The organism is Sphingobium sp. Z007 (genome assembly GCF_900013425.1).
Lineage (GTDB): Bacteria > Pseudomonadota > Alphaproteobacteria > Sphingomonadales > Sphingomonadaceae > Sphingobium.
Window position 1 is genome coordinate 754,497 of sequence record NZ_FBXK01000005.1, and the last position, 19,940, is coordinate 774,436.

Sequence of the window (19,940 nt, forward strand, 5' to 3'; positions counted from 1 at the left end):
GCCAATGTTGACCCTGCGGGCCACTCTGTCAATAAGGGCGTCGGTTCCGTCCGTCGATTTTTGGTGCGGCGCAACATGGTTAATCACCGGGGGCAGTGAGATGGCGGATGTGGACGCAATAGCGCGCGAAATGACGGTGATCGCAATTCCCACGCCGGGCGGGCCGGACGCGCTGGTGCCGGAGCGGCGGCCGGTCCCGGTGCCGGGCGACGGCGAGGTGTTGATCCGCGTGGCCGCTGCGGGCGTCAATCGGCCTGATGTGTTGCAACGGCAGGGCAAATATCCGCCGCCGCCGGGGGTTTCGGACATTCCGGGGCTGGAGGTGGCCGGGACCATCGTAGCGGCCGGGAGCGGCGTGGATTCTTTGATCGGGCAGAAGGTGTGTGCGCTGTTAGCGGGCGGGGGTTACGCCGAATATGCAGTGGCGCCGGCGGGGCAATGCCTGCCGTTGCCGGACGAGTATGATCTGGTCGAAGCGGCGGCGCTGCCTGAGACCCTGTTTACAGTGTGGACCAATTTGTTCGAGCGGGCCTATGCGGTGGGCGGCGACACGGTGCTGGTCCATGGCGGGACCAGCGGCATCGGGACGATGGCGATCCGGTTGTGCAACCTGTTCGACGTGCGCGTGATCGTAACCTGCGGGTCTGACGAGAAGTGCGCACAGGCCAAGGCGTGGGGCGCGGATGAGGCGATCAATTACAAGACTAAGGATTATGTCGCCGAAGTGAAGCGTATCACCAACGGCGCTGGGGTGCAGGCCGTGCTCGACATGGTCGGCGGCGACTATGTGCCGCGCAATCTGGAATGTCTGGCCGAGGATGGGCGGCATGTGTCGATCGCGGTGCTGGGCGGGGCGAAGGCGGAGATTTTTATCCCGGCGATCATGAGTAAGCGGCTGACGATTACCGGATCGACGCTGCGGGCGCGATCGGTGGGGTTCAAGAGCCTGGTCGCGGACGAGCTGATGCGGACGGTCTGGTCGTTCGTGGACGAGGGGAAATTGCGCCCGGCGATGGATCAGAAGTTCGCGCTGGCGGATGCGTCCAAGGCGCATGCGCGGATGGATGCCGGCGAGCATTTCGGGAAGATCGTGCTGGTGGTTTGAGGAGGAGCGCCAGCCCACCCCCAACCCCCTCCTGCAGGCGGGAGGGGGAGCGAGACTTGCCGAGCCGCAGGCGAGGCTAGTCGCAGCAGAGTGGGCATTGACAGAGATGGGCGAGATCAAACGCTCACTCTAACTCTGAAAAACCGTAGCATTTCCGTCATATTCTCTTCGGAACTGTAACATTGCGCGCTTAAGGATTCGCTCCCAAGGACAATGATCTTTGGGGATCGTATCATGAACGCCATTACGCGGCTGCCCTTCCTGAGCGAGCTGGAAGAGGGCGCGGACGACCGTTTTCATATCCCTGAGCGGGAAGGCAAACGACGCCGCTATCGCAGTATCTGGATTTCGGACATTCATCTGGGCACGCGCGGTTGCAATGCCGCGATGCTGATCGATTTCCTCGACAATGTGGATAGCGACACCCTCTATCTGGTGGGCGACATCATCGACGGATGGCGTCTGAAAAAGCGCTTCTATTGGCCAGCCAGCCATAATGACGTGGTTTGGCGGCTGATGAAGCGGGCCAAGCGCGGCACGCGCGTCGTCTATATCCCTGGCAATCATGACGAGATGTTTAGGCAGTTCACCGGCATGAGCTTTGGCGGTGTCGAAATCCGGCGCAAGGCGATCCATACGACCGCCGACGGGCGCAAGCTGCTGGTGCTGCATGGCGACGAGTTCGACACGATCATGCTGGCGCACCGCTGGTTGGCCTTCGTCGGCGACGCAGCCTACACCACGCTGATGCGATTGAACGTCGTGGTCAATGCCGTGCGCCAGAAGATGGGGCTGCCCTATTGGTCGCTCAGCAAAATGGCCAAGCACAAGGTCAAGAACGCCGTGTCCTTCATCTCCCGCTTCGAGGAAGTGGTGGCGCATGAGGCCGGTGCGCGGGGTGTCGATGGCGTGGTGTGCGGCCACATCCACAATGCCGAGATGCGCGAGATTGCCGGCATCGAATATTATAACGACGGCGACTGGGTGGAAGGCTGCACCGCGCTGGTCGAGCATGAGGACGGGCGGATGGAAGTGCTGCACTGGGCCGACGAAATCGCCAAGCGCGCGCAGGGCGAACAGGATGTTCGGGCGCGGATGGCGGCTTGAGGCGGTTTGGTAAGTGATCTTGACACAATATCCGTTCGTTTCGAGCGTAGTCGAGAAACATATGGCGTGCTTTGCGCTTCTCGACTGCGCTCGAAGCGAACGGAGGTGGGGGCGACGACGCCTGCCATTACGGAGCATCAGGCCATGCGCATAGCGATCGTCACCGACGCCTGGAGTCCGCAGGTCAATGGCGTGGTGCGCACGCTGCAGACGATCCGCGCAGAACTGGAACAGATGGGGCATGTGGTCGAGGTGATTTCGCCCGATCTTTATGGCTCCATTCCTTGCCCGACCTATCCTGAAATCCGGCTGGCGCTGGTGCGGCCTGCCGTTGTGGGGCAGGCGATCGCCGCGTTCCAGCCCGATGCGGTGCATCTGGCGACCGAAGGGACGCTATGCCTGGCGGCGCGGCGCTGGTGCCTGCGCAGCGCGGTGCCGTTCACTACCGCCTATCACACCCATTTCCCTGACTATGTCGCGCAGCGCACCGGGCTGCCCGCGGCCTGGTTCTGGCGCTATATCCGCTGGTTCCATGGGCCGGCGCAGGCGGTGCTGGTATCGACCCGGTCAGTGCGCGAGCAACTGCGCGCTCATGGCGTGCCCAATGTGCGGCCATGGGGGCGGGGGGTCGATCTGGCCGCCTTCGCCCCCGATGCGCCGCCACCTGCCCTGTTCGCAGACCTGCCGCGCCCGATCATGCTCTATGTTGGCCGGATCGCGGTGGAAAAGAATCTGGAGGCGTTTCTGGCCACGGATCATCCCGGCACGAAGGTCGTGGTGGGCGACGGGCCGGCGCGTGCGGCGTTGGCGCGCGCTTATCCGCAGGCGCGCTTCATGGGGCCGATGTTCGGCGCTGAACTGGCGGGCGCCTATGCCGGGGCGGATGTGTTCGTCTTTCCCAGCCGCACCGATACGTTCGGGCTGGTGATGATCGAGGCGCTGGCCTGCGGCACGCCGGTCGCTGCCTATCCGGTCACGGGGCCGGTCGATATCGTGACGGCGGATTGCGGGGCGCTATCGGACGATCTGGGGCAGGCGATCGCCGCCGCCCTGCCATGCGACCGCGCCGCCTGCGCCGCTTACGGGCGCAGCTTTAGCTGGGAGCGCAGCGCGCGCGAGTTCCTGGCGGGGCTGCACGCCATTCCGGCCATGCTGATCGAAAGCGCTGCCTGACGCTTTTCCTTGCCCAGGCTGCCGTCATGGACTATCTCCTCTCCGTCGTGGCCGCCCTGCTTGGGCGGCCCTTATCGTTTTTACGCCGGAGAAGACCCCGTGTCCCAGCCTCTCATGCCCCACGCGACCGCTAGTTGGCTGGTCGACAATAGCGCTCTGAGCTTTGACCAGATCGCGGAATTTTGCGGGCTCCACATATTGGAAGTGCAGGCGATCGCGGATGACACCGCCAGCATCAAATATACCGGCCGCGATCCCGTGCGCGCCCATGAAATCACGATGGAAGAAATCCACAAGGGCGAGAGCAATCCCGACTATCGCCTCAAGATGCTGAAAGGCCCGGAGCCGGTCCGCCGCACCAAGGGACCGCGCTACACGCCAGTCAGCAAGCGCCAGGACAAGCCGGACGGCATCGCCTGGATCTTGCGCAATCATCCTGAAGTTTCGGATGGCGCGATCGGCAAGCTGATCGGCACCACGCGCACCACCATCGCCGCGATCCGCGACCGGACTCACTGGAACATCTCCAACATCACCCCCAAGGACCCGGTGACGCTGGGCCTGTGTTCGCAGCGGGAACTGGACGCGCTGGTCGCCAAGACGGCCAAGAAGCTGGGCATCGAGGCACCGACCGATTCGCGCCTGGATGGCGACCGCGAGGCGCTGATCGAGGAGCTGCGGCGTGAGCGTCAGGAGACCGTGCGGCGCGCCGAGGAGGCTCTCAAGGCCGAGACGGACCTGATTTCTGCGACCGCCACGATCCTCGATCCGTTCAGCAACAACAAGGGCGAGGTGTGATGCCGTAGCGTCATCGGCGGCTTGGACTAAGTCGCTGCGACGCAGCATTTTTGAGGGTCGCGCAGCGGATGCTGCGCGGCCCTTTTTGCTGTGCTTGACGCTTGCGTAAAGCGGGCCGTGCCCATACACTTCGGGCATGGAGAGCATAGAAAAAATCTGGCGAGAACGCTATCAGCACCCGACCGTCTGGGACCAGACATTCCCCCCGATGTCGATGGGCGAGATGGTCATAAACAGCGCGACCGCCCATCCCGACGCGCCGATGATCGACTTCATGGGGCGACATTTCAGCTATGGCGCGATGCTGGAGCAGATCCGGCGGATCGCCTGCGGCCTGCAGAAGATGGGCGTGCAAAAGGGGGACCGGGTCGGCCTCTATCTGCCCAACACTCCCCATTATGTCGCGGCCTATTATGGCGCGCTGATGGCCGGCGCGATCGTCGTCAATTTCTCACCCCTCTACACCGCGGCAGAACTGGAACATCAGGTCGCCGATAGCGGCACGAAGATTTTGTTCACCCTGTCGGCCAAGGCGCTGCTGCCCACCGCACTGCAGGTGCTGGACCATAGCGCGCTGGAAACGCTGATCGTCGGGTCGGTTGCCGAGATGCTGCCGCCGGTCAAATCGCTGCTGTTCCGCTGGTTCAAGGCCAGCGAGTCCACGCCCTTGCCGGACGATCCGCGGGTCATCCGCTACGACCGGCTGGTCGCCAATGCCGGTGGCTGCTGCGTGCCGGCGATCGACCCGGTCAATGACGTCGCGCTGTTGCAATATACCGGCGGGACCACAGGCACACCCAAGGGCGCGATGCTGACCCACCAGAATCTGACCGCCAATGCGCGGCAGGCGCAGGCGATCGATCCGCACGCGAACGAGGCGGACCGGATCATCGCGGTGCTGCCCTTCTTCCACGTCTTCGCCAACACCTGCACGCTCAACCGCACGGTGATGAATGGCGGCGAGATGGTGATGCTGCCGCGTTTCGACGCGGCGCAGGTGCTGGCGGCGGTGCAGCGGGTGAAGGCCACGTCGCTGCCCGGCGTGCCGACCATGTTTCAGGCGCTGCTGGACCATCCAGCCATCCGCAACATCGATTTCTCCTCGCTGCGCGCCTGCATTTCGGGCGGCGCGCCGCTAGCGCTGGAACTCAAGCAGAAGTTCGAGGCGGCGACCGGTGCGAAGCTGATCGAAGGCTATGGGCTGACCGAAACCAGCCCGATCGTCTGCTCCAACCCCTATGAGGGACTGAACAAGAGCGGGACGGTGGGGCAACCGGTGCCGGGAACGCGAATCAAACTGGTCGATCGCGAAGACCCGACCCGCCCGCCGCCCGAAGGCGAACCGGGCGAACTGCTCTTTGCCGGGCCGCAAATCATGAAGGGCTATTGGAACCGGCCGGACGCCGACGCTGAAGTGTTCATCGGCGAATTTGTCCGCACCGGCGATGTGGGCCTGATCGACGAGGACGGCTATGTGAAAATCGTCGACCGGTTGAAGGACATGATCGCGGTCGGCGGCTTCAAAGTATTTCCCAGCCAGATTGAATCGGTGCTCTACCACCATCCCGCCGTCAAGGAGGCGCTGGTGATCGGGATACCCGATCATTATCGCGGGGAGCAGCCCAAAGCGTTCGTGACCCTGAACGAAGGCGCCGAGATTGACGGGGCGGCGCTCAAGGACTGGCTCAATCCGCAACTGGGCAAGCATGAGCGGGTATGCGAGGTCGAGGTGCGGCTGAACCTGCCCAAGACGCTGGTCGGCAAGCTGTCGCGCAAGGAACTGGTGGCTGAAGAGCGGGCCAAGGCCGAAGCGGCGCGGGTGGAGGCTGGAACCGCGGCCTGATCCTTCCTATCTGTGTGGTCAAACAGAGATAAGGAATGAACATGGCGCAGGAAATCGCGACGCTGGCCGGTGGCTGCTTCTGGTGCACCGAGGCTGTCTATCAGAATCTCAAGGGCGTCGAGGGCGTGGAAAGCGGCTATATCGGCGGGGCGCAGCCCGATCCGACCTATGAGCAGGTCTGTTCGGGCGCGACCGGCCATGCCGAAGCGATCCGCATCACCTATGATCCGGCGGTCATCAGCTATGCCGACCTGCTGGATATCTTTTTCGCCACCCACAATCCGACGACGCTGAACCGGCAGGGCAATGATGTCGGCACCCAATATCGGTCGGCCATCTTCCCCCATTCGGCCGAACAGGAGGCGGAGGCGCGCGCGGGCATCGAGCGCGCGCAGGCGGACCAGGCCGATCCGATCGTCACGACGATCGAACCGGATGCGCCCTGGTATCCGGCCGAGGATTATCACCAGAAATATTGGGATCGGGTCGGCGACCGGAACCCCTATTGCATGGCGGTGATCCCGCCCAAGCTCGCCAAACTGCGCAAGGGTTTCGCTGCCCGGATCGAGGGCTGAGCCTGTCGCCACGGCCCGTCGCGTTTCGCGCCGTCCTTAGTGGGCGGTTCATGTCGCCCATGGTAGGGAGGCGCGAACGCACAGGTCGGGGATGAACGATGAAGAAATACATATTGCTGGCGACGCCGTTATTGCTGTTGGCGCTGCCGGGCTGCGTGCGCACGGTGGCGAGCGTCGTGACCGCCCCGGTGCGCGCCGGATCGCAGATCGTGGACTGGTCGACCACCAGCCAGAGCGAGTCCGACCGCAATTACGGCCGCAAGATGCGCGAGCAGGAAGCGCGCGAGGGCAAGGCGCGCAAGAAGGCAGACAAGGAGCGGCGCGAGCAATGCCGCGACGCGGGCTATGATAATTGCGGATGAGGCGGGTGTGAGGCGGATGGTCGTCGTTTGACGGGGCGTGGGCAGATGTCTCTTTTGCACGGTTTCATGCCATTCCGCTTCGCGCGAACGTCACTTGAGGAGCAACAGAAAAATCCCGTCACCCCAGCGAAGGCTGGGGTCTCAGGGGGCGACGCGATCCACTTGGGTAAGTGCTACGGTCAACCGTTGCTTACCTCTGCACGAGACCCCAGCCTTCGCTGGGGTGACTGTAATGGAGCAGCCGCGTACCGGTCATGCAGTCCGTCCGCTCCCCGACTCGCCAACCACGCCCCCTCACGCCGCAGCCCGCCGCAGCCGGTCGTTGATCGCGGCGCCAATGCCCTCGATCGGTATCGGCGCTACGGCGATGCGGGCGGCGGCACTGGCGTCGGCGACGTGTAGGGCGGCGAACAGATGGGCTGCCGCCTCGCGCATGTCCGCCTCCTGACTGAGGTTGATATGGCAGGGCATTAGCCCGAAGCCGATCAGATATTCGTCCTTTTCCGCCCGCATCGCATTCAGTCGCACCGGCTTTGACGGCGCATAATGGCTTTCGAGCTGGCCGGGCGCCTCGATCTTTCCGTCGTCGGCGACGATCACCGGCAGTCCGGTCGCTTCCTCCAGCATGGCGGTGGTGACGGGGCCGGGGCGCAGCAGGCGGACGCCATCCGCCTCCGGTGCCGCGATAGTGGATTCCAGCCCCTCGCTGGTCGGCCCTTCGTCCAATATCATGCGGATCTTGCCGCCGAGGCTCGCCAGCACATGTTCGGCGCTGGTCGGGCTGATCGATCCGCTGCGATTGGCCGACGGCGCGGCGAGGGGACAACCGCTTTCCCGGATCAGCGCGCGCATCGCCGGATGGGCGGGCAGGCGCAACGCAACGGTTGGCAGGCCCGCCGTCACCAGCGGCGACAGGCCGCTGTCGCTGCGCACCGGCAGCACCAATGTCAGCGGACCGGGCCAGAAGCGGTCCGCCAATACACCCGCGACGGCCGAGAAATCGGCCAGCCGCTCCGCCATGGCGCGGTCGGCGACATGGACGATCAGCGGGTTGAAACTGGGCCGTCCCTTGGCGCTGTAGATCGCGGCGACGGCATTGCTGTCGGTGGCGTCGGCCGCCAGGCCATAGACCGTCTCGGTCGGCACCGCCACCGGCTCCCCCGCGCGGATCAGCAACGCCGCCTCGCGCAGGGCTTCGGTGCCATAGCGGCAGGATTTCGTCGAAAATGATGGATGAGCGATAGTCACGACCCCCGCGATATAGACCCCGGCCCAGCCAAGTAAAAGGCCATTGCGTCAGGGCAATGACATCGGCAGGACAGGAAGGGTGGGCGCTTGCGGCACAGCGGATCGCCGGTTAAGCCGCCACCATGACCGACGCCCTCCTAATCCGTATTGCAGAAGCGCTGGAACGGCTCGCGCCGCCGCCGGCTTTGTCCGCCGATCTCGACGCCTTTCCCGCCTATGTCTGGGACGGGCGGGCGATCCAGGTGGTGGAGGCGTTCGCCCCGGTGGACTATGCGCTGCTGACCGGCATCGATGCGCAGAAGGGCGCGCTGCTGGACAATAGCCGCCGCCATGCCGCCGGCCATGCCGCGCATGACGTGCTGCTATGGGGCGCGCGCGGCACAGGCAAATCGGCCGCGGTCGCGTCCGTCGTCGGCCTGTTGCAGGGGCAAGGGCAGGACATCGCCCTGATGCAATGCGCGATCGATGAACTGGCCAGCCTGCCCGCGCTTTTTTCCCTGCTGCGCGGCACGACGCGGCCCTTCATCCTCTTCCTCGACGATCTGGGGTTCGAGGAGCAGGGCGTGGGCGACGCGCGGGCGCTGCGGTCGCTGTTGCAGGGGGGGACGGCGGCGCGTCCGGCCAATGTCCGCCTCTATGTGACGTCCAACCGCCGCCATATCGTGCCGCGTCACCTGTCCGAACAGGATGATCCCATCAATCCGCGCGATGTCGTGGACGACAAGATGGCGCTGTCCGACCGTTTCGGCCTCAGCCTGGGCTTCCACGCGCTCGATCAGGACGCCTATGTCGCGATCGTGGGCGGTTATGCGGCCAAGCTTGGTCTGGCCTTCGATCCATTGGAAGCGATCCAGTGGTCGACGCAGCGTGGCAGCCGGTCGGGGCGCGTCGCCTGGCAATATGTGGTCGAACTGGCGGGGCGGAACGGGCTGAAGATCTAAAAAACGATGTCCGTTCGTTTCGAGCGAAGCCTGCCCTGAGCCTGTCGAACGGCCGGGAAACGCTGAACGCGGCGCTTCCGTTTCTCGACACGCTCGAAACGAACGAAAGACAGGAATTACCGCGCCTTCGTCACCCGCCACACCACGCCGCCGACATCGTCGCTGACCAGCAGCGCGCCCTTGGCGTCGGCGGTCACATCGACCGGGCGGCCACGCGCATTGCCATCCTTGTCCAGGAAGCCGGTCAGCAGGTCCACCGGCTTGGCCTTGCCCGCTTCGCCATCGGCAAATCCGACATAGACGACCTTGTATCCTGCGGCCGGCTTGCGGTTCCAGCTACCATGCAGGCCAACGATCGCGCCGTCGGTGAAGGGCGCACCCAGTTGCAGCTTGTCGGCGAAGGTCAGGCCCAGCGGCGCGACATGGTTGCCCAGCGCATAGTCGGGCCGATGCGTATATTCGCGCAATTCCGGGCGCTGCGGCTGGACCCGGCGATCCTCATAGCCGCCCCAGTAATTCCATGGCCAGCCGTAGAACGCGCCGAACTCTACCCGCGTCAGATAGTCGGGGACAAGATCGCCGCCCAGCATGTCGCGTTCATTGACCACGCCCCACAACGCGCCGCTCTTGGGTTCGAACGCCAGGCCCACCGGGTTGCGCAGCCCCGCTGCGAAGGTGCGATAGCCGCCCGTTTTGGGGTTCACTTCCAGCACCAGCGCGCGATTGGCTTCGCTTTCCAGACCATTGTCGGCGATATTGCTGTTGGAGCCGACGCCGACATAGAGCATCCCTTCGGGGCTGGCGACCAGGCTGCGGGTCCAGTGGTTGTTGGGCGCCTGCGCTGGCAGGTTCAATATCTTGCGCCCCTTGGCGGTGATCCGGGTGTCGCCTTCCTTATAGGGGAAAGCCATCAGCGCGTCGGTGTTTGCGACATAGAGCGTGTCGCCGATCAACGCCATGCCATAGGGGGAATTGAGGCCGGTCAGGAACGCGGTCTTGGTTTCCGCGCGCCCGTCGCCATCGGCGTCGCGCAGCAGCGTGATGCGATTGGCCGACGGCACGCCGGCCCCTGCCTTATCCATCAGAAAGCTCATCACCCGGCTGACGATCCCGCTCTTGGGCCGCGGCGGGCTGTTGGTTTCGGCCACCAGCACATCGCCATTGGGCAGGCGCAGCAGCGAGCGCGGATGGGCCAGGCCATCGGCATAGCGCGCCACGCTTAGCCCTTTGGCCGCAACGGGCTTTTCATCGCCGGTCCAGGGCTTGACCTCGGCGATGTTGACCGTCGGCAACATCTCGTTGCGCGGGGTGGTGAACACCGGTTCGCGCCCGGTGTCCGCGCCGGGCGGCAGTTGCGCCGTGTTGCCCTGCGCCAGATAGAGGAAAATGCCACCCGCGATCAGGAGCGCGATGAGGATAAGGGCGATGATATGCTTCTTCATGCGCCCACATCTATGCGCAGGCGCCGCAACGGGCAAGGCGGCCTGTGCGCCTTATTTGCCGCGTTCGCGCAGCCACAGCAGGATGCCGATCAGCACGCCTGTGCCCGCGCCCGCCAGCAGGCCGATGCTGGGCTGGCCCAGCAAACCCCCGCCGATCGTGCCGGCCAGGATCAGGAAGGCGATGATCGCGCCAGCGCCGGTCGGGTTTTTCGTCTCCTTGGTCATGGCTGCCCCTTGCCATGGTCGGCGCGCCAAGGCTAGCGGCTTTGATGACCCGCCCGGACGCCCCGTTTCGGGAAGGATCGTCCCGTTGCGGGATGGATGATCCAGATCGGGACTTGGCTAATGGCGGATTCACCTTTCAAACCCGGCCTCCGCGTCAAAGCCTTGAAATGGCACGGCGATTGAAGGGTAGGGTGGATAATAAGGTCGCCAAGAAAAGACGAGGGTCGCAAATGCAGGTGCCATATCTTTCGAACCGAAAGAGCTATGAGGATGCGGCCGAGCTGATGACGGCTTTCGGCGACAATGCCGGCTATGAAGCCGCCGCCCGCGCCGACCGCAGTCTGGACCAGGGCAATCACATCCATTTTTGCCATTGGCGTCAGATCGAACGGCTGATCGTGCTGCTGACCCATGACCAGCCGCTCGGCACGATTCATTGAAGCAGGTGACCGTTGCCTGATTCAATCCGTTCGTGCTGAGTAGGGGCTGAGCTTGTCGAAGTCCCGTATCGAAGCATCAGACGCAGTGCGCGATCCTTCGATACGCCATTTCGACTTCGCTCAATGGCTACTCAGGACGAACGGATGTAAGTATTGTCATCTCGCCCTAACATCCAAATCTGTAGTTAAAGCCGCAAGCCCGCCGTTTCGGGCAGGCCCGCCAGGATGTTGAGATTCTGCACCGCCGCGCCGGCCGCGCCCTTGCCCAGATTGTCGAGCGCCGCCACCAGCCGCGCCTGACCGCTGTCGGCACTGCCGCACACGAACAGCGCCAACCGGTCGGTCGCGCCGACATGCTCCAGAGCGACCTGGCCGATGCTCAGGCTATTCTCCAGCGACGCAACGCTGACGATCTGCGATCCCGCATAAGCGGCAGCCAGCGCAGCGTGGATGTCCGCCAGCGCAGGCGTGCCCGGCATCGCCCGCAATTGCAGCGGCACTTCCACGATCATGCCACGATAGGCATTGGCCACGGCGGGCGCGAACAGCGGCGGGTGGGTGAGGCCCGAATAGCGGGTCATTTCCGGCACATGCTTGTGGCCCAGAGCCAGTCCATAAGGGCGGAAGGCGCTGGGTGCGCCCGCTGCGCCCTCATAGTCGGCGATCATGGCCTTGCCGCCGCCCGAATAGCCTGACGCGCCCGACACCGTCACCGGCCAGTCAGCGGGCAGCAACCCGGCCAGCACCAGCGGACGGACCAATGCCAGGAAGCCGGTCGGCCAGCAGCCCGGATTGGCGACGAAACGGCTGTCCGCCAGCACTTCGCGATGACCCGGCTCCAGTTCGGGGAAGCCGTATGTCCAGCCTTCTGCGACACGGTGCGCGGTGGATGCGTCGATGACACGGGTCCGCGCATTGTCGATCAGCGCCACCGCTTCGCGCGCCGCATCGTCGGGCAGGCACAGGATGACGATATCGGCAGCATTGAGCGCGTCGCGGCGCGCGCCGGCATCGCGGCGCTTTTCTTCAGGCACGGTAATCAGCGACAATTCGGGACGCCCGGCCAGCCGGTCGGCGATTTCGATGCCGGTGGTGCCATGACCGCCGTCGATAAAGACGTTGATGCTCATGCGCTGATCCTCCGCCGGGCGATGATGGGCTGCGCGTGTGCGTCCGCCAGCCGGGCTACGACGTCCGCCAGCGGTTCTTTCACTACCGCCATCCAGTGCGCGTTGGCGTGCAGCAGCGTCTTGGCGTCGGTCATGATGCCGACATGGCCGGGGAAGAAGATCAGGTCGCCGCGTTGCAGCGCCGCGTCGCCGTCGATCGGCATCCCGATACCCTCGCATTGCAGGTCGGTGTCGCGCGGCGCGCTGATGCCCGCCTGGCCGAGCGCAGCCTGCACCAGCCCCGAACAATCGATGCCCCGGTGGCCGCGCCCACCCCACACATAGGGCTGGCCCAGATAGCGTTCCGCCACGCAAACCCAGTCGTCCGGCCTGGTGTCGATCGGTTCGGCATGCCGGACGTGGATATACCCTTCGGCGCAGGCGACAAATCCGCCCTGCACTTCGCCGGAAAACAGCGCGCCACCCGGCCAATAGTCGGCGATGGGCGATTTGATATCGGCAGCGCTGAACAGCGGCGCGCTTTCCACGATGATACGGTGGCTGGGCGTTTCCGCCACGTCGAGCGCATCGCGGCGGATATAGCCGACATAGCCGTCATGGCCGCAAAAGCCCCAGGCCCAGTCGGTCATCACGTCAAGCGCGTGGAAGGTTTCTCCCCGCAGCAATTCGCTGACCGCTTCGGCCGTGGGTGTCGGCGCCGATGTGACGGCCGTTCCTGCCGCAACGCAGGTAAGCGGCACTGCGCGGGCGTAATGCGCGGAAAACAGCACACCGGCGAGCGACAGATCGGCCAAGTCTCCGCGCGCCGCATGGATGCGGCGATCCAGCGCTACCGAACGGCCGTCAAGCTCGAAGCGGGTTCGTTCAGGCGGTCCGTTCCGCTGGAGTGTATTTATGCCGTTCATCGCGCGCGGTTCCTGCGATGAAATGGTGAAAGGCGTCAAGAAATTCCGCGCCTTTTGGCGTCCGGGTGATGAAAATATTGCGACGATCCGCCACATCGCGCTCCCGGCGGAGGTAGCCAAGCGCCGACAGCTTGTTCAGCGCGCGGGTGATGACCGGCTTTGACACATGCAACGCCTCGGCCAGGCCGCGCACCGTATGCGGGCCAGACCCTATATAGACGGTCATCATCAGCGCCATCTGGCGATTGGTCAAATCGGGTTTGCCCGACCGGACATAGTCGACGAGAGTCCGCATCCATTGCCCAAGTTGCTGGAGGCCGGGGCGGTCGATTTCGGTGGCTGACATCGCGTTCATGTCGTCCTAACGCACCATCCCCAATCCGGTTGCGTAACGGACGCGACGCATTTGCTGCCTTTATCCCGTGCGTCCGTAACGATGCTGCAACAGGCGGAAAACCGCGCGAAGTCCCAGCGCCTCGCCGCCCTTGGGCCGGCCGGGTTTCGACGCCGGCCGCCAGGCGAATGTGTCAAGGTGCAGCCAGGGCGTGTCGTCGGGCACGAAGCGCTTGAGGAACAGCGCGGCGGTAATCGCCCCGGCAAAGCCGCCTTCGCCCGCATTGTTGATATCCGCGATGTCGGACTTGAGCATATCGGCATAGCCATCCCATAGCGGCAGCCGCCAGGTCGGGTCGTCCACCTCGCCGCCCGCGGCCGCCATGTCCGCCGCCAGCGCATCGTCATTGGCGAACAGCGCAGGCAGGTCCGGGCCGACCGCGACCCGCGCCGCGCCGGTCAGGGTCGCGAAATCGACGATCAGTTCAGGCTTTTCCTCGCCAGCGCGGGTCAGCGCGTCGCCCAGGACCAGCCGCCCTTCCGCATCGGTATTGCCGATTTCGATGCTCAGCCCCTTGCGGCTGGCCAATATGTCGCCGGGGCGAAAGGCATTGCCCGCGATCGCATTTTCCGCCGCCGGGATCAGCAGGTGCAGCCGGACCGGCAGCCGCGCCGCCATGATGAGCTGCGCCAGCGCCAGCGCATGGGCCGCGCCGCCCATATCCTTCTTCATCAACCGCATCCCCGACGATGGCTTTATGTCCAGCCCGCCGCTGTCGAAGCAGATGCCCTTGCCCACGATGGCGATGCGCGGCGCGGCGGGATCGCCCCAATGCAGTTCGATCAGGCGCGGGGCGAAGCCCTTGTCCGCCGCCTTGCCGACCGCGTGGATCATCGGATAGCCTTGTTCCAGCGCATCGCCGCGCGTCGTGGTGACGTGCGCGCCGAAGGGGGCGGCGAGCTTCTCCACCGCCGCTTCCAGGTCGGGCGGTCCCATGTCGGCGGCGGGCGTGTTGACCAGGTCGCGGACCAGTGCGACGGCCTGGCCCAGCTGCACCGTGGGCGCGATCCACGCGACATCGCTCGTCAGCAGGACGCGCGCACCAACCGGCGAATCGTCGCGCCGATAACGGTCGAACCTATACTGCGCCGTCAGCCAGCCCAGCGCCGCCGCCCCGACCGATCCCTCCGTCAGCCGATAGACGCCTTCGGGCACGCTTTCCGCCGCCCGCGCCAGGCACCATGGCCCCAGCGCATCGATATTGGCCACGCCGGCGACCACCGACCATTCATCGTCCCGGTCGCCGGGCAATATGGCGATGTCATGCGGCTTGCCCCTGAATTTCTGCGCCGCGACGATGGCGCGCACCCGCGCCGGCTGGCCCGCCAGCCAGGCGTCATGGCCCTTGGCATCGACCAGCTGGATCGATCGGGCGGATTGCTGGTTGTCGGCTTTGAGCAGGTCGGAGAGCAGGTCGGAAAAATCGGTCATTGCGCGGGTGTAAGGGAAAGGGATCGGTCAAGGAAAGCGCAATTTTTTCATCGCGCGCCCCGCACGTTCGGCCCTTTCTTCATTTGCGCTGCGCACCGGGTGAGCCTAGATTCGCTGGCATAGATACAAGGAGATGGACGATGATTCACGGTGATGACCGCGGCCTTCAGGCTGCCAGGGCGCGCGCCTATATACTGGCCGAAACGGGCCAATTCGACAACAGTCACGCCGTGCAGCAGGCGTTGATCGCCGAAGGCTGGCCCAATGCCGGACTGGCGCTGGACAGCGACTATGCGCGCAAGGCGGTCGGCGAACGCTGCCGCGCAGCGAAGGCGCATTGATGCGAGCGAAGGGATTGGTTCCGGCGACGGCCCTGTTGGTCGTCGCCTGCACGCCAGCGCAGGATAACAACAGCGGCAACGCCACGGCGAACGCGGCCGCGTCTCGTTATGTCGGACAGATGGTGGGCGCCGATACGCCGACGCCACCGGCCAAACCCTTTGCCGAAAAGGACAAGAGTCCGTTCCTCGAATTTTCCTACGCCTATCCTGCGCAGGCCGCGGCGGTGCCCGTCCTGGTGGAGAAGTTCGCCAAGGACATGGCTTCGTCCAAGGCGGATGCCCTGTCCATGGCGAAAGAAGATAGCGCCGCGGCCACGCAATCCGGCTTTCCCTTCCGCCCCCACAGCCTGGAAACCCAATGGCGCGTTGCCGCGGACACCCCGCGCTTTCTGGCGCTGCAATCGGAAACCTATGTCTATACCGGCGGGGCGCATGGCATGACCGGCTATGAAGCGCTGCTATGGGACAAGGCGCGCAAGCGCGAGACGAGCATCAAGGCGCTGATGGCGTCGCCGGCCACTTTCGCCGCAGCGATCCGCGAACCTTTCTGCGCCGCGCTCGACAAGCAACGCGCGGAAAAGCGTGGCGAACCGGTGGTCCGCGGCGAAGATGAATTCACAAAATGCATCGATCCGATGGAACAGGTGCTGGTGCCGACATCCAAGGACGGAAAGCTGATCGACAGCATCACCGTGGTCGTCGGACCTTACAGCGCCGGCCCCTATGCGGAAGGCAGCTATGACATTCCGCTGCCGGTCGACGCTGCTATGCGCAAGGCGATCAAAACGGAGTATCAGGACGGGTTCGTGGCGGAGTAGCATCTATCCTCCGTTCGCTTCGAGCGTAGTCGAGAAGCGGCTAGCGCGGTTCACGTTCTCGACTACGCTCGAAACGAACGGAAATTTACGTTCCGGCCTGAACAGGCACCCCATAAAGGTCATGTTCGTCGGCATCCTCGATCACGACGTCGAACATATCGCCCGCCTTCCGCCCTTCGCCCACATCGCGCAGGAAGACATTGCCATCGATTTCCGGCGCATCCGCCTGGCTGCGCGCGGTCGCGCCGATGCTGCCATCTTCCTCGTCCGGTTCGCCCACTTCGTCGATGATGACCGGCAACACCCGGCCGATCTTCGCCTGCAACTTGGCGGCGCTGATCGCGGCGGTCTTTTCCATGATACGCTGGTAACGCTCCTCCTTGACCGCTTCGGGCACCGGGTTGGGCAAGGCGTTGGCCGGCGCGCCCTCGACCGGCTCGAAACGGAAAGCGCCGACGCGGTCCAGTTGCGCCTCATCCAGCCAGTCGAGCAGATATTGGAAATCCGCCTCCGTCTCGCCGGGGAAACCGACAACGAAGGTCGACCGGATGGTGATGTCGGGACAGATCGCCCGCCATTTATGGATGCGGTCCAGCACCTTGGCCTCGTTGGCGGGGCGCTTCATCGCCTTGAGCACAGATGGTGCGGCGTGCTGGAAGGGGATGTCGAGATAGGGCGTCAGCAGTCCGTCGGCCATCAGCGGGATGACCTGATCGACATGGGGGTAGGGATAGACATAGTGCAGCCGCACCCAGGGCGCGACGCCATCGGCTGTCCGCAACTGCCCCAGTTCACGCGCCAGGTCGGTCATGTGCGCGCGCACCTCGCGGCCCTTCCACTGGCGCGGATCGTGCCGCGTATCGACGCCATAGGCCGACGTATCCTGGCTGATGACCAGCAATTCCTTCGTGCCCGCCGCAACCAGCTTCTCCGCCTCGCGCAACACCGCATCAATCCGCCGCGACACCAGGTCGCCGCGGATGGACGGGATGATGCAGAAAGAACAGCGATGGTTGCAGCCTTCGCTGATCTTCAAATAGCTGTAATGGCGCGGCGTCAGCTTGAGGCCGCCTTCGGGCACCAGGTCGACAAAGGCGTTGGGGATGGGCGGCGAGGCGTCATGCACCGCATTGACCACCTGCTCATATTGATGCGCGCCGGTCACGGCCAGCACCTGCGGGAATTTCGCGCGGATCAACTCCGCCTCATCGCCCATGCAGCCGGTCACAATGACGCGGCCATTCTCCGCCATCGCCTCGCCGATCGCCTCCAGCGATTCCTCCTTGGCGGAATCCAGGAAGCCGCAGGTATTGACCAGCACGACGTCGGCGCCGGCATAGTCGGGCGACATCTGATAGCCGTCGGACCGCAGCTTGGTCAGGATACGTTCGGAATCGACCAGATTCTTGGGACAGCCGAGCGAAACCATGCCGATCTTCGGCGCGTCAGGAAATTTGGTTGCCATGATGGTCGCGCACATAGGGATTTTCGCGCCCAATGTCACGTGCGGCCATCGCGGCCCCGGATTCAGTCGCGATCTGCGGGTTCGTCCGCCCCATCGCCTTCCGTCACTTCGATGATGACGTCGCCGCTCTGGAGCTTTTGCGCGTCCGCCTCCCAAAAGCCGATCGGCCGGTCGCCGCGATAGACGCGCAGGCCCAGGCCGGTGCCGATCGCCGACAAAGGCCCGCCAATCTCTTGCGGCAGCACGGCCCGCTCATTCAGCTTCACACGCCCGCCCGATGCGGCCAGATCCGCCATATAATCGGCGATATGCCGCCCACTGGTGCTGCCGGCCAGCAGCAGCCCGGCAAAGCTGACCGGGTTGATGACCGTGGTCGCGCCCGCCTGCCGCGCGGGCAGTTCATTATCCTCGTTGCGCACGACGATACTGATCGGCAGGCGCGGGGCCAGGTGGCGCGCAGTCAGCGTGATGAGGATCGAGGTATCGTCGCGCCCCGCCGACACGATCATGCTGCGCGCGCGATGGATCGCCACGTCCTTGAGCGTCCGGTCGCGCGTCGAATCGCCGCACAGCACATTGCACCCCTGCGCTTCGGCCAGCGCCAGCGCCTTGTCGCTGCCGTCGATGACGACGATCTCGCGCGGGTCGGTGCCGCGCGCCAGCAGTTCGTTCACCGCCTCCTGCCCGCTGGTGCCGAAACCGGTGACGATGATGTGATTGTGCAGATCAGCCTGAATACGCGCCATGCGCCACCTGTAGAAAATATTGCGGAGGAAGAGGTTATAGGCCGTGCCGAGGAAAATCAGCCAGACGAACAGCCGGATCGGGGTAACGAAGATGGATTCGAACAGGCGCGCTTCCGGCGTCACCGGGACGATGTCGCCATAGCCCACCGTCGTGACCGTCACCGTGGTAAAGTAGAGCACATCGATGAAGCTGATTTCGTTATCGTAATTATCCTTCAGCCCGTCGCGCCCGACCCAGTGGAGCAGCAGCACCAGCGCGATCAGCCCGAACACCAGCGCCACCCGCCACACCAGATCCACCCACATCGGCATGGACGATCGCCGACGCAGGAAGCCGGCCGTGCCCATCGTCGGGCGAACCTGGTCGATCCTCATGCCGGGGGCAACTGGCCGATCGGGTTCACCGGCACCCGGTCCTTGCGCAATTCGAAGTGCAGCTTGGGCTTGCTGGCGTAACCCGTGTCCCCGACCAGGCCGATGACCTGCCCCTTGGTCACCTTCTGCCCGCGCACCACATCGACGCGCGACGCATGGCCATAGGCGCTGACCCAGCTACTCCCATGGTTCAGCAGCACCAGGCCACCGAACACCGCCACCTTGTCCCCCGCATAGGCGACGACGCCATCGGCCGCCGCACGGATCGGCGTGCCTGCGGGCGCGGAAATATCGATGCCATTATTCTTCGCGCCGCTTTCGCCGGGGCCGAAGCGCGACAGGATCACGCCCTTGAGCGGCCAGGCGAAACTGCCCGACAGCCGGGCGGGCTGCGCGATCGGCATGTTGGAGGGCAGGGGGCGCGGCGCGCTCGATGCGATCGCTTTGGGCGCATTGTCCGCCGCGGCAGGCTGGCCGCCGGTCAGCACATCGTCAATGTCGATGCGGAACGCGGCGGCGCGCTGCTCGATGCCCGGCGCGCGGGTCGGCGCGTCGCCCGGTAGCAGCAGCCTTTGCCCCCGCCGCAGCATATAGGGTTCGGTAAGCCCATTGACCGCAACGATCCGGCTCCATGCGACGCCATAGGCCGACGCGATGGCGATCCCCGTCTCCCCCTCCGCCACCAGATGATAACGGCCGCCGGGAATTTGCAGGGTCTGCCCCGCCCGAAGGGCATAAGGTTGGGTCAGGCCATTCACCCGCGCGATCGCTTCCGATCCGGCGCCGGTGCGATTGCCGACCCCGCGCAGCGTATCGCCCGGCTCCACGACATAGGTGGACGCGGTAACGGTGCGCGCGTTCGCCACCACCTGCTGCGCCGTCCAGACCGGCTGCGTTTCGGCCAGTTCGACGGTTGACGCATCCGCGCCCATCTGCGGCGGCGGCGTGGGAGCCGGATCGGTGCGTTCGGCTTGATAGGGAATACAGCCCGCCAGCATAAGCGTGCCGACCGGCAAGATCAGGAAAGACGGGCGCATCATCACGCCGTGTGTATCCGATCCTGCCATGGTTTCCAG

21 protein-coding genes are annotated in these 19,940 nt (G+C 64.7%); 11 read left to right on the forward strand and 10 right to left on the reverse strand.

Going from position 1 to position 19,940, the window contains the following annotated elements:
• Positions 1 to 100: 100 nt before the first annotated feature.
• The 7 genes from CEQ44_RS11670 (at position 101) to CEQ44_RS11700 (ending at position 6,963) form a co-directional block, all read left to right on the forward strand.
• Positions 101 to 1,105 (forward strand): NAD(P)H-quinone oxidoreductase, encoded by a 1,005-nt coding sequence (locus tag CEQ44_RS11670; RefSeq protein WP_088184330.1) that lies wholly within the window; start codon positions 101 to 103, stop codon positions 1,103 to 1,105.
• A 234-nt stretch (positions 1,106 to 1,339) separates the two neighbouring features.
• Complete coding sequence (locus tag CEQ44_RS11675; RefSeq protein ID WP_088184383.1) at positions 1,340 to 2,212, forward strand: UDP-2,3-diacylglucosamine diphosphatase; 873 nt, start codon at positions 1,340 to 1,342, stop codon at positions 2,210 to 2,212.
• Positions 2,213 to 2,356: 144 nt separating this feature from the next.
• On the forward strand, positions 2,357 to 3,385 hold the full coding sequence (locus CEQ44_RS11680; protein WP_088184331.1) for a glycosyltransferase family 1 protein: 1,029 nt from the start codon (positions 2,357 to 2,359) through the stop codon (positions 3,383 to 3,385).
• Between the two features lie 114 nt (positions 3,386 to 3,499).
• Positions 3,500 to 4,183 carry a DUF1013 domain-containing protein gene (locus CEQ44_RS11685; RefSeq protein ID WP_088184332.1) on the forward strand — a complete coding sequence of 228 codons (684 nt, stop codon included), beginning with the start codon at positions 3,500 to 3,502 and terminating at the stop codon, positions 4,181 to 4,183.
• Positions 4,184 to 4,319: 136 nt separating this feature from the next.
• Positions 4,320 to 6,026: a long-chain fatty acid--CoA ligase gene (locus CEQ44_RS11690; protein ID WP_088184333.1), complete on the forward strand. Its 1,707-nt coding sequence runs from the start codon at positions 4,320 to 4,322 to the stop codon at positions 6,024 to 6,026.
• A gap of 41 nt (positions 6,027 to 6,067) precedes the next feature.
• Positions 6,068 to 6,601 (forward strand): peptide-methionine (S)-S-oxide reductase MsrA, encoded by a 534-nt coding sequence (gene msrA, locus CEQ44_RS11695; protein WP_088184384.1) that lies wholly within the window; start codon positions 6,068 to 6,070, stop codon positions 6,599 to 6,601.
• 98 nt (positions 6,602 to 6,699) lie between these two features.
• A complete protein-coding gene (locus CEQ44_RS11700) occupies positions 6,700 to 6,963 on the forward strand; it encodes a hypothetical protein (RefSeq protein WP_088184334.1) in 264 nt (87 codons plus the stop codon).
• A 294-nt stretch (positions 6,964 to 7,257) separates the two neighbouring features.
• Here the strand turns inward: CEQ44_RS11700 and CEQ44_RS11705 are convergent, their stop codons facing one another.
• Positions 7,258 to 8,211 (reverse strand): L-threonylcarbamoyladenylate synthase, encoded by a 954-nt coding sequence (locus CEQ44_RS11705; RefSeq protein ID WP_088184335.1) that lies wholly within the window; start codon positions 8,209 to 8,211, stop codon positions 7,258 to 7,260.
• Positions 8,212 to 8,333: 122 nt separating this feature from the next.
• On the opposite strand from CEQ44_RS11705, the gene CEQ44_RS11710 reads away from it, so the two are divergent.
• On the forward strand, positions 8,334 to 9,152 hold the full coding sequence (locus CEQ44_RS11710) for an ATP-binding protein (protein ID WP_088184336.1): 819 nt from the start codon (positions 8,334 to 8,336) through the stop codon (positions 9,150 to 9,152).
• Positions 9,153 to 9,268: 116 nt separating this feature from the next.
• Here the strand turns inward: CEQ44_RS11710 and CEQ44_RS11715 are convergent, their stop codons facing one another.
• Positions 9,269 to 10,594, reverse strand: a complete 1,326-nt coding sequence (locus CEQ44_RS11715; RefSeq protein ID WP_088184337.1) for a sorbosone dehydrogenase family protein — start codon at positions 10,592 to 10,594, stop codon at positions 9,269 to 9,271.
• A gap of 51 nt (positions 10,595 to 10,645) precedes the next feature.
• Positions 10,646 to 10,819, reverse strand: coding sequence for a hypothetical protein (locus CEQ44_RS24410; RefSeq protein ID WP_176400327.1), 174 nt, complete (start codon positions 10,817 to 10,819; stop codon positions 10,646 to 10,648).
• 230 nt (positions 10,820 to 11,049) lie between these two features.
• Here CEQ44_RS24410 and CEQ44_RS11720 point away from each other — a divergent pair, with 230 nt between their 5' ends.
• Complete coding sequence (locus CEQ44_RS11720) at positions 11,050 to 11,259, forward strand: hypothetical protein (RefSeq protein ID WP_176400328.1); 210 nt, start codon at positions 11,050 to 11,052, stop codon at positions 11,257 to 11,259.
• Between the two features lie 185 nt (positions 11,260 to 11,444).
• On the opposite strand, the gene argC is transcribed toward CEQ44_RS11720, so the two are convergent.
• Genes argC through CEQ44_RS11740 form a run of 4 tightly spaced genes read right to left on the reverse strand, consistent with a single transcriptional unit; the run spans position 11,445 to position 15,119 of the window.
• Complete coding sequence (argC, locus tag CEQ44_RS11725) at positions 11,445 to 12,389, reverse strand: N-acetyl-gamma-glutamyl-phosphate reductase (RefSeq protein ID WP_088184338.1); 945 nt, start codon at positions 12,387 to 12,389, stop codon at positions 11,445 to 11,447.
• A complete protein-coding gene (locus CEQ44_RS11730; RefSeq protein ID WP_088184339.1) occupies positions 12,386 to 13,294 on the reverse strand; it encodes a C40 family peptidase in 909 nt (302 codons plus the stop codon). The genes argC and CEQ44_RS11730 overlap by 4 nt, the downstream gene beginning before the upstream one ends.
• Positions 13,254 to 13,649 (reverse strand): MarR family winged helix-turn-helix transcriptional regulator, encoded by a 396-nt coding sequence (locus tag CEQ44_RS11735; protein WP_088184340.1) that lies wholly within the window; start codon positions 13,647 to 13,649, stop codon positions 13,254 to 13,256. The genes CEQ44_RS11730 and CEQ44_RS11735 overlap by 41 nt, the downstream gene beginning before the upstream one ends.
• Before the next feature lie 60 nt (positions 13,650 to 13,709).
• Entirely contained in the window at positions 13,710 to 15,119 is a 1,410-nt protein-coding gene (locus CEQ44_RS11740; RefSeq protein ID WP_088184341.1) for a M17 family metallopeptidase, read from the reverse strand.
• Positions 15,120 to 15,259: 140 nt separating this feature from the next.
• Here CEQ44_RS11740 and CEQ44_RS11745 point away from each other — a divergent pair, with 140 nt between their 5' ends.
• Positions 15,260 to 15,460 carry a hypothetical protein gene (locus tag CEQ44_RS11745; protein ID WP_088184342.1) on the forward strand — a complete coding sequence of 67 codons (201 nt, stop codon included), beginning with the start codon at positions 15,260 to 15,262 and terminating at the stop codon, positions 15,458 to 15,460.
• Positions 15,460 to 16,278 (forward strand): DUF4163 domain-containing protein, encoded by an 819-nt coding sequence (locus tag CEQ44_RS11750; protein ID WP_088184343.1) that lies wholly within the window; start codon positions 15,460 to 15,462, stop codon positions 16,276 to 16,278. The genes CEQ44_RS11745 and CEQ44_RS11750 overlap by 1 nt, the downstream gene beginning before the upstream one ends.
• 85 nt (positions 16,279 to 16,363) lie before the next feature.
• Here CEQ44_RS11750 and rimO read toward each other — a convergent pair whose 3' ends face one another.
• The 3 genes from rimO to CEQ44_RS11765 are packed head-to-tail and all read right to left on the reverse strand — an operon-like array spanning position 16,364 to position 19,862.
• A complete protein-coding gene (rimO, locus tag CEQ44_RS11755; RefSeq protein WP_176400329.1) occupies positions 16,364 to 17,758 on the reverse strand; it encodes a 30S ribosomal protein S12 methylthiotransferase RimO in 1,395 nt (464 codons plus the stop codon).
• 47 nt (positions 17,759 to 17,805) lie between these two features.
• Entirely contained in the window at positions 17,806 to 18,864 is a 1,059-nt protein-coding gene (locus tag CEQ44_RS11760; protein ID WP_088184344.1) for a TrkA family potassium uptake protein, read from the reverse strand.
• Positions 18,861 to 19,862 (reverse strand): peptidoglycan DD-metalloendopeptidase family protein, encoded by a 1,002-nt coding sequence (locus CEQ44_RS11765; protein WP_373441106.1) that lies wholly within the window; start codon positions 19,860 to 19,862, stop codon positions 18,861 to 18,863. Before CEQ44_RS11765 ends, CEQ44_RS11760 begins: the two co-directional genes overlap by 4 nt.
• Positions 19,863 to 19,940: the final 78 nt, after the last annotated feature.

What these genes read in the sequence shown, in the direction of transcription:
- CEQ44_RS11670 (WP_088184330.1), top strand. Translation starts at nt 101, where the DNA reads ATGGCGGATGTGGACGCAATAGCGCGCGAAATGACGGTGATCGCAATT.
- CEQ44_RS11675 (WP_088184383.1), top strand. Translation starts at nt 1,340, where the DNA reads ATGAACGCCATTACGCGGCTGCCCTTCCTGAGCGAGCTGGAAGAGGGC.
- CEQ44_RS11680 (WP_088184331.1), top strand. Translation starts at nt 2,357, where the DNA reads ATGCGCATAGCGATCGTCACCGACGCCTGGAGTCCGCAGGTCAATGGC.
- CEQ44_RS11685 (WP_088184332.1), top strand. Translation starts at nt 3,500, where the DNA reads ATGCCCCACGCGACCGCTAGTTGGCTGGTCGACAATAGCGCTCTGAGC.
- CEQ44_RS11690 (WP_088184333.1), top strand. Translation starts at nt 4,320, where the DNA reads ATGGAGAGCATAGAAAAAATCTGGCGAGAACGCTATCAGCACCCGACC.
- msrA (WP_088184384.1), top strand. Translation starts at nt 6,068, where the DNA reads ATGGCGCAGGAAATCGCGACGCTGGCCGGTGGCTGCTTCTGGTGCACC.
- CEQ44_RS11700 (WP_088184334.1), top strand. Translation starts at nt 6,700, where the DNA reads ATGAAGAAATACATATTGCTGGCGACGCCGTTATTGCTGTTGGCGCTG.
- CEQ44_RS11710 (WP_088184336.1), top strand. Translation starts at nt 8,334, where the DNA reads ATGACCGACGCCCTCCTAATCCGTATTGCAGAAGCGCTGGAACGGCTC.
- CEQ44_RS11715 (WP_088184337.1), bottom strand. Translation starts at nt 10,594, where the DNA reads ATGAAGAAGCATATCATCGCCCTTATCCTCATCGCGCTCCTGATCGCG.
- CEQ44_RS24410 (WP_176400327.1), bottom strand. Translation starts at nt 10,819, where the DNA reads ATGACCAAGGAGACGAAAAACCCGACCGGCGCTGGCGCGATCATCGCC.
- CEQ44_RS11720 (WP_176400328.1), top strand. Translation starts at nt 11,050, where the DNA reads ATGCAGGTGCCATATCTTTCGAACCGAAAGAGCTATGAGGATGCGGCC.
- argC (WP_088184338.1), bottom strand. Translation starts at nt 12,389, where the DNA reads ATGAGCATCAACGTCTTTATCGACGGCGGTCATGGCACCACCGGCATC.
- CEQ44_RS11730 (WP_088184339.1), bottom strand. Translation starts at nt 13,294, where the DNA reads ATGAACGGCATAAATACACTCCAGCGGAACGGACCGCCTGAACGAACC.
- CEQ44_RS11735 (WP_088184340.1), bottom strand. Translation starts at nt 13,649, where the DNA reads ATGAACGCGATGTCAGCCACCGAAATCGACCGCCCCGGCCTCCAGCAA.
- CEQ44_RS11740 (WP_088184341.1), bottom strand. Translation starts at nt 15,119, where the DNA reads ATGACCGATTTTTCCGACCTGCTCTCCGACCTGCTCAAAGCCGACAAC.
- CEQ44_RS11745 (WP_088184342.1), top strand. Translation starts at nt 15,260, where the DNA reads ATGATTCACGGTGATGACCGCGGCCTTCAGGCTGCCAGGGCGCGCGCC.
- CEQ44_RS11750 (WP_088184343.1), top strand. Translation starts at nt 15,460, where the DNA reads ATGCGAGCGAAGGGATTGGTTCCGGCGACGGCCCTGTTGGTCGTCGCC.
- rimO (WP_176400329.1), bottom strand. Translation starts at nt 17,758, where the DNA reads ATGTGCGCGACCATCATGGCAACCAAATTTCCTGACGCGCCGAAGATC.
- CEQ44_RS11760 (WP_088184344.1), bottom strand. Translation starts at nt 18,864, where the DNA reads ATGAGGATCGACCAGGTTCGCCCGACGATGGGCACGGCCGGCTTCCTG.
- CEQ44_RS11765 (WP_373441106.1), bottom strand. Translation starts at nt 19,862, where the DNA reads ATGCTGGCGGGCTGTATTCCCTATCAAGCCGAACGCACCGATCCGGCT.